A 10,055-nucleotide genomic window follows, 5' to 3' on the forward strand; every position below is an offset into this window, starting at 1 on the left:
CTGCTAAATTGCAGCCTTATTGCTGCAACTTGACATCTATTGGGTATATCTTAGCTGCGTATAATAGCACTTAACCCTACTGACGGCAGCAGCTTAAACAGGTGAATATCCTGAAATCTTGTTGCATGCCAGACTCTGAGCCGTGATCAACTTTACAAAGTTGATATTATCTTTCTAGTTGTATCGTCACTAGTAGGATCTATCAGTAAAATACATCACGCCTTTCACTTAATTAGGTACTCAGGAGAGAAAAATGTCAGCGTCGTTTTACCAGAAAATTAATGAACAGTTGGAGCAAACCCGTTCTGAAGGGCTATTCAAAAGTGAGCGCATTATCACTTCTGCCCAGAATGCCAATATTGCTGTTGCTGAGGGTAACCAAGTCGTTAATTTTTGCGCCAATAACTACTTAGGTTTGGCCAATCATCCTGACCTGATCGCTGCTGCAAAAGCAGGAATGGATAGCCACGGTTTTGGTATGGCATCTGTTCGCTTTATTTGTGGTACGCAAGACTCCCATAAAGAATTAGAAAATAAGATTGCTGAATTTTTGGGTATGGAAGATGCCATTCTGTACTCCTCTTGCTTTGATGCAAACGGCGGTCTGTTTGAAACACTGTTTGGGCCAGAAGATGCCATTATCTCTGATGCCTTGAACCATGCTTCCATCATTGATGGCGTCCGTTTATGCAAAGCGAAGCGTTACCGCTATGCCAATAATGACATGCAAGAATTAAGAGCACAGTTGGAAAAGGCAAAATCTGAAGGTGCGCAAAATATCCTGATCGCAACTGATGGGGTATTTTCAATGGATGGCGTCATTGCTGACCTGAAATATATCTGTGATTTGGCGGATGAATTTGGTGCGCTAGTCATGGTTGATGATTCGCATGCGGTTGGCTTTGTTGGCAAACAGGGGCGTGGCACACATGAATATTGTGATGTCATGGGTCGTGTTGACATCATCACTGGTACGCTCGGAAAAGCTTTGGGTGGCGCATCCGGTGGTTATACCGCCGCGCGTAAAGAAGTTGTTGAATGGTTGCGTCAGCGTTCACGCCCATACTTGTTCTCCAACTCACTGGCTCCAGCCATTGTCGCTGCATCGATCAAGGTACTGGACATGCTGAAAAATGGTGATGATCTGCGTGAGCGTCTCTGGAAGAATGCGAACTTGTTCCGTGAAAAAATGACTGCGGCAGGTTTCACGCTGGCAGGTGCTGATCATGCAATCATTCCTGTTATGCTGGGGGACGCAAAACTAGCGCAGGAATTCGCTGCGGAACTTCTGAAAGAAGGTATTTATGTGATTGGGTTCTTCTATCCGGTTGTTCCGAAAGGCCAGGCGCGTATCCGAACTCAGATCTCAGCCGCTCATACTGAAGAGCAAATTGAACATGTGGTGGCTGCATTTACACGCATTGGCAAGCAGTTGAACGTCATTGCCTAAGGTATCAATATGAAAGCATTATCTAAATTAAAGCCAGAAGAAGGTATCTGGATGACGGATGTGCCCATGCCAGAACTTGGGCACAATGATGTGATGATTAAAATCCGTAAAACTGCCATTTGTGGGACAGATGTTCACATCTATAACTGGGATGATTGGTCGCAAAAAACGATCCCTGTTCCAATGGTAGTTGGGCACGAATATGTTGGTGAAGTCGTTGCGATTGGTCAGGAAGTAAAAGGATTCAAGATTGGTGATCGCGTGTCCGGTGAAGGTCACATCACCTGTGGTCACTGCCGTAACTGCCGTGGCGGGCGTACTCATTTATGCCGCAATACCACAGGTGTTGGTGTGAACCGTGAGGGTGCCTTTGCTGAATATCTGGTTATTCCTGCATTTAATGCGTTTAAAATTCCGGACAATATAACAGATGAGCTGGCCGCCATTTTTGATCCATTCGGCAATGCGGTACACACTGCGCTGTCTTTTGATCTTGTGGGGGAAGATGTACTGGTATCAGGTGCTGGCCCTATCGGGATTATGGCGGCTGCGGTATGTAAGCATGTTGGGGCTCGTCATGTCGTGATTACAGATGTGAACGAATATCGCCTTGAACTGGCGCGTAAAATGGGTGTTACCCGCGCGGTGAATGTCAGCAAAGAAAACCTGACGGACGTTATGGCAGAATTGGGAATGACAGAAGGCTTTGATGTCGGTTTAGAGATGTCAGGAGCACCACCTGCATTTCGCACTTTGCTTAATACCATGAATCACGGTGGACGTATTGCTCTGTTGGGTATTCCTCCATCAGATATGGCGATAGATTGGAACCAAGTCATCTTTAAGGGATTATTTATCAAGGGTATCTACGGGCGTGAAATGTTCGAAACTTGGTACAAGATGGCGGCTTTAATTCAATCCGGCTTGGATTTATCCCCGATTATCACTCACCAATTCTCAATTGATGATTACCAAAAAGGCTTTGATATTATGAGGTCAGGGCAATCTGGTAAAGTTATCTTGAATTGGGATTAATAATTAATTATCTACGATCTAAGAGATAGTTAAATTAAAAGATAGTTAAAAATTAGCACAGGCGTCTTTGGTTTTTTGGGCGCCTGTTTGATCGTCTTTTTGTTGCGACTTTGTTTTACCTGCCGTTTTGTTTTCCATTGCTTGCCTTACTTCTAGTTTACCTGAATCATTTGGTGCTTCTTGTGTCCGGTGATGATCCAACAGTTTTCGCAGGTGTCGATTTAAAGTATTAACGATAACATTGTTAGATAATTCCTTTCCTAACATCTTGAAATAATCCAACGAAGTTGCTGGTATTTGCTTCGATTCATGGTGCCTTATGCACTTGCGCGCAATTTGAGGATCGTTTTTGGTTGTTGATGCAGGGCTTAACAAGGTGCTGGGTGTTACCAATTCAATATCATTGGGTAATATTGCAAGTGCTTGTTGTAAAGCACGTATAGTTGTTGGATGCGGGTGCCCAATGGCAATAGCAGAACCTTTTTTACGGGCGAGGGTGATAGCGCGATTGAGTTGATGCCGTGTTTCTGCTTCGGTTTGAATATTATCCAAAAACACATTGCGGCGAAGCACAGGAACAGAAGTTCCCCTCGCCGCTTTGGTAACTTGTGTATTCCCAACTGTCACACTATCCAGAAAATAAAGATGATGATGGGATAACACCTGCATTACCTTTTCCATGCCACTTAGATTGGATGTCATTGCACTACCCATATGATTATTCATACCAACAGCATAGGGAACTTTTTGTATCACATCTTGAATAATACGGGCAATTTCTTCTCTGCTCATAACAGGGTGGAGAGTATTTTTTTCCAGAGGTTGCTTGCTTAATGGTGCCATTGGCAAGTGGATTAAAATCTCCCGTCCCTGCTGATGGGCTTTTTCTGCCATTTTCCTGCCATATGGAGAGTCGGGCAGGATTGCGATAGAAACTGCAACAGGCATTTGGAATATCTTATTTTCTTCATTAACACGATAGCCAACATCATCAATGACGATGGCTAAACGTGCTGCTTGAGCGTTTAAGGTAAACAACGAAGATGTGGAAAATATCAGTACTCCAAATAAAAGAGTAAATGAATTAACACATTTTATTAAGCGATACTGCATCTTCACCATCTATTGTTTTATCCTATTTTCCTAACCATGGTAATGGGTTAACAGCCCGACCTTGACGGCGGATTTCAAAGTACAGTGAAGGCTGTTGTTGCCCACCGCTGCTCCCAACCAGAGCTATTGGTTGGCCCGCTCTAACCCGTTGACCAACACTGACTAATGTGCTCTGGTTGTAACCGTAAATGCTCATATCACCTTTACCGTGTTCAACCACGACAACCAGACCATAGCCCTGCAACCAGTCTGCCAGCAGTACACGTCCATCTGAGATTGCTCTTACTTCTGTACCTTCCGCTGCGGAGATAACAACTCCTTTCCAGCGAAGTTCACCTTGTATTGCTTCTCCGAAACTATGGATAACCCGACCGCGTACCGGCCAGATTGCTTGCCCTACAGGGCGTCCAAGACCACCAGTTCGAGCCATGAGAGCACGTTCTGCTTCTGTTGGTTTGTAGCTGGAGCCTTTTTGTTGAGCTTGTTTCTGTTTAGCGGCAACTTGAGCACGAACGCGAGCTGCTTCACGAGCCTCACGTTCAGCACGCGCTTTGGCTTCTCGCTCAGCTTTAGCAATCTTGTCCCTCAATCTGGTTTCATTTTGCCGAAGCTCTGTTAGGCTTTGTTGCTCCTTTTTCAATGAAGATTCCAGTGTCGTTAATGTTTTCTGTCGCGCGGAGCGGGCAACTTCTATCTTTTGTTTTTGCTGTTTCTGGCTGATCAGTATTGCTTTCTGTTCACTTTGTTTTTCTATTTGCTGTTTTTTTTGCTGGCTGAGTTCTTCGGTCGTTTTTTGCAAACTGGCGATAATTTTCTGACGATCTTGATTCAAATAACTGTAATACGCGAGCATACGTTCTTTGCGTTGACTTTCCAGCCCATTGAGCAACAATTCTAATCCTTGGTGATTTCCTTGTCGAAATGCAGCATTCAATTGGTTGGTGAGTAATTGACGTTGTTTCTTTTGTTGCGTTTGTAGATGTTTGATATTTGCATTCAGTGATGAAACTTCATTTTCTAGTTTATTTAGGCGAGTCTGAGTAGTGTGCAGAGAACGTCCGACTTCAGAGATAATGCTTTCTTGTTCTTTTAATTGATTAAGCATCTCAGTATGTTGTTTTTGCTGGTGTTTTACACTTTTTTCTTTCTCGGCAATATCCTGCTGAATATCTTTGAGCTGGTTTTTATTCTCTGAAATCTGATTTGCGAAAGTATTTGTACTGAAGCTGAAAAAGGCGAACAACAAGGCACAGAGTAACTGTAATACTCTGATTTTATTTTGCCATTTATATTGTTTTTGCCGATTCTTGCGGCGCTTTAGATCCTTATTTTCAGCCATCTTAATTGAGTACCTTGCTGCTATCTATATAGCGCTTGATTATTTCATGAGGAATTGCACCTGACCAGAGAACAGCCTATTTTTTATCATTAATATAAGTATCAGTTAATTTAGCTCATTTATTGTTGAAAATCCTGCCTTGGTCTAGTGTTACATGAAATATTTTAATCATGCATTACAATCAAGTTGTTCCCTGTGTATTTTTTAATTTTTCTCGAAACTCTCCGCAAAATCTGCATTAGATTGGTGCTAATTGGCTGTAATTGCCGCAACACACAGGTATACTCTCCTACCTTAGATATTTGTTATTAACTAACGGGAGTTGTTGCCCTCCATGCTGCAAGAAATCATGCAATTTATTAGCCGGAACATGATCCTGAGCCTTGTCTGGATTGCATTGCTGGTGGCTGTCATTGTCATGACGGTAAAAAGCGTGTTCTCTAAGAATAAAGAGATCACCCGTGCTCAGGCCATCCATTTAATCAACAAGGAAGAAGCTATCGTTGTGGATTTACGTTCCCGTGACGATTTCCGCAGAGGGCATATCATTGGTTCCGTTAACCTGACGCCATCTGAGATTAAGGATAATAATCTGGGTGAGTTGGAGAAACATAAAAAGCAGCCTGTCATTGTAGTTTCAGCGAATGGGCTGGAATCCAGAACACCGGCGGAGAATCTGATTCGTTTTGGCTTCGAGCAGGTTTATTCTCTGAAAGAAGGGGTTGCTGGCTGGGCGGGTGAAAATCTGCCATTGGCTCGTGGCAAGAAATAACGAACTTAGGTGCAAGTATTTAGTATGCTTGCATGATGAAAAGGTTTAATAAGGACATCTGAAAAAGGTAAACACTATTATGTCAGAACAAAACAATACAGAAATGGCTTTCCAGATCCAACGTATTTACACGAAAGATGTTTCTTTCGAAGCGCCAAAAGCACCGCAGGTTTTCCAACAGGAATGGCAACCGGAAGTCAAATTGGATCTGGACACTGCTTCCAGTGAATTAGTTCAGGGAGTTTATGAAGTTGTTCTGCGTGTTACCGTTACGGCGGCACTGGGAGAAGAAACTGCGTTTCTGTGTGAAGTCCAGCAGGCGGGTATTTTCTCTATTGATGGCATCGAAGGAACCCAACTGGCACACTGCTTAGGCGCATATTGCCCGAACATTCTGTTCCCATATGCCCGTGAATGCATCACCAGTTTGGTAGGCCGTGGTACTTTCCCGCAACTGAACTTAGCTCCAGTTAACTTTGATGCATTGTTTATGAACTATCTGCAACAGCAGGCTGAGACACAGCCTAATGAGGCTGAACAGGAAGCCTAATGAATACTGCTTCTATGACAGTGATCGGTGCCGGTTCATACGGCACCGCCTTAGCCATTACTTTGGCTCGCAATGGGCATGAAGTTGCACTTTGGGGGCATAACCCTGAGCACGTTAATGCATTGCAACAAGCGCGTTGTAATCAGACATTTTTACCGGATGTTTCTTTTCCTGATAGTTTACTGCTTGAGGCTGATCTGAAAAATGCCGTTTCAGCTAGCCGCAATATCCTGATAGTGGTTCCCAGCCATGTTTTCGGTGATGTCCTGCAACAGATAAAGCCGTATTTGCAACATGATAGCCGTATTGTTTGGGCTACCAAGGGGCTTGAAGCTGAAACAGGACGCTTATTGCAAGATGTGGCTCGTGAGATATTAGGTAATGAAATCCCCTTGGCGGTGGTTTCTGGTCCGACATTCGCAAAAGAACTGGCGGCGGGTTTACCAACAGCAATAGCTGTCTCTGCCACAACACTTGAATTTGGCGAAGATCTTCAACAGCTGTTCCATTGCGGCAAAAGTTTCCGAGTATACAAAAACCCTGATTTCATCGGGGTACAGCTCGGTGGAGCAATAAAAAATGTTATTGCAATTGGTGCAGGGATCTCTGATGGTATGGGATTCGGAGCTAATGCCCGCACCGCGTTGATTACCCGGGGATTGGCGGAGATGAGCCGTCTCGGTGTGGCATTAGGGGCTGATCCGTCGACATTCATGGGAATGGCCGGCTTGGGTGACTTAGTCCTGACTTGCACTGATAACCAATCCCGTAATCGTCGCTTTGGTATGATGCTGGGGAAAGGCATCGGTGTTGATGAAGCACAGCACGAAATCGGACAAGTTGTTGAAGGGTATCGTAATACCAAAGAAGTTCGAGCTTTGGCGGAGCGAGTGGGTGTTGAAATGCCGATCACAGAGCAGATCTATCAGATACTGTACTGTAATAAAAATGTGATTGAAGCCGCCCAAGCATTATTGGGAAGAGCGACAAGAGATGAGGGAGAAAACTCTCACTCTTAAGTAAAATGGGAATACTAATATGTCGCGAACAGAACTGAACGAAGTCTGGAAGAATATAAAAAACGAGGCGAGGGTTCTGGCAGATTGTGAACCCATGTTAGCCAGTTTTTTTCACGCGACACTACTCAAGCATGAAAATCTTGGTAGTGCCCTGAGCTATATGCTGGCAAATAAGCTGGCAACACCAATTATGCCTCCTATTGAAGTCAGAGAAGTTGTTGAAAGCGCGTATCGCAGTGACTCCAAGATGATTGAATCGGCAGCGCGTGATATCAGAGCTGTTCGATTACGTGATCCGGCAGTAGATAAATATTCGACACCATTACTCTATCTTAAAGGCTTTCATGCCCTACAGGCCTACCGTATTGCACACTGGTTATGGAAGCAAGATCGCAAAGCGTTAGCAATTTATATGCAAAACCAGATCTCAGTTGCGTTTGGTGTTGATATCCATCCGGCCGCGAAAATTGGCTGTGGCATCATGCTCGACCACGCAACTGGTATTGTCATTGGTGAAACAGCGGTTGTTGAAAATGATGTCTCTATTTTGCAATCTGTAACTCTTGGGGGAACAGGTAAAACTAGCGGAGATCGTCACCCGAAAGTACGTGAAGGAGTGATGATTGGCGCGGGTTCCAAAATCCTCGGTAATATTGAGATTGGTCGTGGTGCAAAAATTGGAGCAGGATCGGTTGTATTAAGATCCGTTCCACCTCATACCACAGTGGCAGGCGTACCAGCGAGGATTGTTGGAAAACCAGAAAGCGATAAGCCATCATTGGATATGAACCAGCATTTTAATGGCATCAATAATGGATTTCAGAATGGGGATGGAATTTGAAATTCCGTTCCTTTTCTTGTAGTCAATAAATAGAACATTCAGCGCGGGTTAGGCGCTGAATGTTACCTATTAATCCCGCAATAACGCACCTGGATAACCCAGTTGCCGCCATGCTTCAAACACGACCACAGAAACAGAATTGGACAGATTCATGCTACGGCTATCTGGCAGCATGGGAATTCTGATTTTCTGTTCCGGTGGCATGTTATCTAACACATAAGACGGTAAACCACGGGTTTCCGGTCCGAACATCAAATAGTCACCATCACGATAACTCACATTACTGTGCGCCGGAGTGCCTTTTGTGGTTAAGGCAAACAGACGGGTGCCAGAAGGGGATTGTGAATTGAGTGGACTGAGTCCTTCATTTTCTAAAAAGGCGTTGTAATCGTGATGTTGTTTGATATTGGTAAACTCGTGGTAATCCAACCCTGCACGACGCAGGCGTTTGTCATCCCATGTGAAACCTAATGGTTGGATTAGGTGAAGCTGACAGCCTGTGTTGGCGCAGAGGCGGATGATGTTGCCCGTGTTTGGCGGGATTTCTGGTTCGAATAGGACGATGTTTAGCATAGTATTCTAGCGATTATTCTAAGTAACCTGAGATCGGTTTAAGCCATCACCCGAAGTCCTGTTTTTTCAGCGCTTGTGATATTGAGTGATGGCTTTTTGGGTTTTAAGCAGTAAGCGATTAATCCACCTAATAAATTCAGCATGAAGCCATGCAAACTACGATGGCGTGAATGCTCAATTTGTGTGACGTTCTTAAGCTGATCATTGATGGTTTCGATGATGAACCGTTTAGCTAACATGGCTCTATCCCAAGCTGCTAATAACCTGGGTTTCATGTTTTTCCGTTGCCCTGTAATTAAGGTTATTCCTTCTGTTTTTAAGTCTTCCGTTAATGCCTTGCTGATATAACCTTTATCCGCATAAAGTTTATCTAAAAGTTCTTTTGATAATTCTCGAACCGGTGTCCTATCATCAACATTCGCGGGGGTGAGTTCTGCTGCAACAATTTCACCAAGATGATTAATAACGAGGTGAAGTTTAAAACCCTAGTACTACAGCCGTAATCATCCCAAAATTAACGTGTTATCTGATAATCAATAAACTGAGAAACCGTATCATTTCAAGCTGTTCTACGGGCATATTTCCGATTGAGAAAAACAAATACGGCTGTAGTACTAGAACCCTCCCATCGTTCCCTTTCCTCTCGCTGCCGTCTCTTTAAACACTTTATGTCTTGGTATTCTGAGGTTGTGACACACTTTAATACTGGTTGAATCAATAAATTCAATGCCTGTCGGCTTGCCTTTAAGATGCGTAAAAAACGAACTCAATGGGATAAGTACCGTTGGCATGACCTCAAGAAAACGGGTGTAGCTAAGCAATGTAGGAAACGCTCTTCTATGATATAAGCAAATGAATCCAAGATAAAAATTCTTGAAATCACGCTGGTGTGACATATGAAAAGCAATAATAATGGTCATAATTTCACTAGTACTCATTCGTCCTTGGCGTAAACGTTGACGTTCACCGCTCTCAATCAGGTACTTTTGCCATTGAGGCATAAAAATCTGACAAAAATCGTCGACATGACAATATAAGTTGACTAAATTACGCATAGCGGGTTCCTTTGTGAGAAGTCATTCTTGGTCGAAATATCTGATCACGGAACTCGCTTTTAGTTCCCTTCTTTTTATCCCGAGTTCAGGTTAAGTAGTTATATGGACACCGACCTAACTCAAGTCGATGAAAATATTTTTCTGACAAAAGTAGTCGCAAACATATATTCGGCTTCAAAGAGCACTGATGAAAATCCGCACTCTCTGCCCTTGTATCTTGAAACCCGTGTAGAATAAATAATTACTGGGTTTAGCAAGGTTCATGTAGTCCGATGGATCCTTGGGCTTTGAAGCCCGCACTGGAGCAA

Annotated in this window: 9 protein-coding genes and 1 pseudogene; 6 read left to right on the forward strand and 4 right to left on the reverse strand. The window is 43.7% G+C overall.

The genetic code is table 11. From position 1 onward, the window contains the following. Window positions 1–253 precede the first annotated feature (253 nt). Both kbl and tdh read left to right on the forward strand, forming a co-directional pair. Entirely contained in the window at window positions 254–1,450 is a 1,197-nt protein-coding gene (gene kbl, locus Xvie_RS14250; RefSeq protein WP_086109964.1) for a glycine C-acetyltransferase, read from the forward strand. A gap of 9 nt (window positions 1,451–1,459) precedes the next feature. Next, window positions 1,460–2,485, forward strand: a complete 1,026-nt coding sequence (gene tdh, locus Xvie_RS14255; protein ID WP_086109965.1) for an L-threonine 3-dehydrogenase — start codon at window positions 1,460–1,462, stop codon at window positions 2,483–2,485. 45 nt (window positions 2,486–2,530) lie between these two features. On the opposite strand, the gene Xvie_RS14260 is transcribed toward tdh, so the two are convergent. Both Xvie_RS14260 and envC read right to left on the reverse strand, forming a co-directional pair. Continuing rightward, window positions 2,531–3,607, reverse strand: coding sequence for a divergent polysaccharide deacetylase family protein (locus Xvie_RS14260; protein ID WP_086109966.1), 1,077 nt, complete (start codon window positions 3,605–3,607; stop codon window positions 2,531–2,533). 13 nt (window positions 3,608–3,620) lie between these two features. After that, a complete protein-coding gene (envC, locus tag Xvie_RS14265; RefSeq protein ID WP_086109967.1) occupies window positions 3,621–4,937 on the reverse strand; it encodes a murein hydrolase activator EnvC in 1,317 nt (438 codons plus the stop codon). A 334-nt stretch (window positions 4,938–5,271) separates the two neighbouring features. On the opposite strand from envC, the gene Xvie_RS14270 reads away from it, so the two are divergent. The 4 genes from Xvie_RS14270 to cysE all read left to right on the forward strand — a co-directional run bounded on the left by Xvie_RS14270 (window position 5,272) and on the right by cysE (window position 8,119). Continuing rightward, window positions 5,272–5,709 carry a rhodanese-like domain-containing protein gene (locus Xvie_RS14270; RefSeq protein WP_086109968.1) on the forward strand — a complete coding sequence of 146 codons (438 nt, stop codon included), beginning with the start codon at window positions 5,272–5,274 and terminating at the stop codon, window positions 5,707–5,709. A gap of 79 nt (window positions 5,710–5,788) precedes the next feature. Beyond that, window positions 5,789–6,259 (forward strand): protein-export chaperone SecB, encoded by a 471-nt coding sequence (secB, locus tag Xvie_RS14275; protein WP_086109969.1) that lies wholly within the window; start codon window positions 5,789–5,791, stop codon window positions 6,257–6,259. After that, window positions 6,259–7,278 (forward strand): NAD(P)H-dependent glycerol-3-phosphate dehydrogenase, encoded by a 1,020-nt coding sequence (gene gpsA / locus Xvie_RS14280; protein ID WP_086109970.1) that lies wholly within the window; start codon window positions 6,259–6,261, stop codon window positions 7,276–7,278. Before secB ends, gpsA begins: the two co-directional genes overlap by 1 nt. Before the next feature lie 19 nt (window positions 7,279–7,297). Then, complete coding sequence (gene cysE / locus Xvie_RS14285) at window positions 7,298–8,119, forward strand: serine O-acetyltransferase (protein WP_086109971.1); 822 nt, start codon at window positions 7,298–7,300, stop codon at window positions 8,117–8,119. Window positions 8,120–8,188: 69 nt separating this feature from the next. Here the strand turns inward: cysE and trmL are convergent, their stop codons facing one another. Both trmL and Xvie_RS23265 read right to left on the reverse strand, forming a co-directional pair. After that, complete coding sequence (gene trmL, locus Xvie_RS14290; RefSeq protein ID WP_086109972.1) at window positions 8,189–8,692, reverse strand: tRNA (uridine(34)/cytosine(34)/5-carboxymethylaminomethyluridine(34)-2'-O)-methyltransferase TrmL; 504 nt, start codon at window positions 8,690–8,692, stop codon at window positions 8,189–8,191. A gap of 38 nt (window positions 8,693–8,730) precedes the next feature. Further along, window positions 8,731–9,747, reverse strand: a pseudogene (locus tag Xvie_RS23265) (IS982 family transposase); the annotation flags it as partial. Between the last annotated feature and the right edge of the window lie 308 nt (window positions 9,748–10,055).

The sequence above is a fragment of the Xenorhabdus vietnamensis genome, assembly GCF_002127535.1.
Taxonomy (GTDB): domain Bacteria; phylum Pseudomonadota; class Gammaproteobacteria; order Enterobacterales; family Enterobacteriaceae; genus Xenorhabdus; species Xenorhabdus vietnamensis.

Excerpts from the sequence above, each read along its gene's own strand:
- kbl (WP_086109964.1), top strand. The coding sequence starts at position 254 with ATGTCAGCGTCGTTTTACCAGAAAATTAATGAACAGTTGGAGCAAACC.
- tdh (WP_086109965.1), top strand. The coding sequence starts at position 1,460 with ATGAAAGCATTATCTAAATTAAAGCCAGAAGAAGGTATCTGGATGACG.
- Xvie_RS14260 (WP_086109966.1), bottom strand. The coding sequence starts at position 3,607 with ATGGTGAAGATGCAGTATCGCTTAATAAAATGTGTTAATTCATTTACT.
- envC (WP_086109967.1), bottom strand. The coding sequence starts at position 4,937 with ATGGCTGAAAATAAGGATCTAAAGCGCCGCAAGAATCGGCAAAAACAA.
- Xvie_RS14270 (WP_086109968.1), top strand. The coding sequence starts at position 5,272 with ATGCTGCAAGAAATCATGCAATTTATTAGCCGGAACATGATCCTGAGC.
- secB (WP_086109969.1), top strand. The coding sequence starts at position 5,789 with ATGTCAGAACAAAACAATACAGAAATGGCTTTCCAGATCCAACGTATT.
- gpsA (WP_086109970.1), top strand. The coding sequence starts at position 6,259 with ATGAATACTGCTTCTATGACAGTGATCGGTGCCGGTTCATACGGCACC.
- cysE (WP_086109971.1), top strand. The coding sequence starts at position 7,298 with ATGTCGCGAACAGAACTGAACGAAGTCTGGAAGAATATAAAAAACGAG.
- trmL (WP_086109972.1), bottom strand. The coding sequence starts at position 8,692 with ATGCTAAACATCGTCCTATTCGAACCAGAAATCCCGCCAAACACGGGC.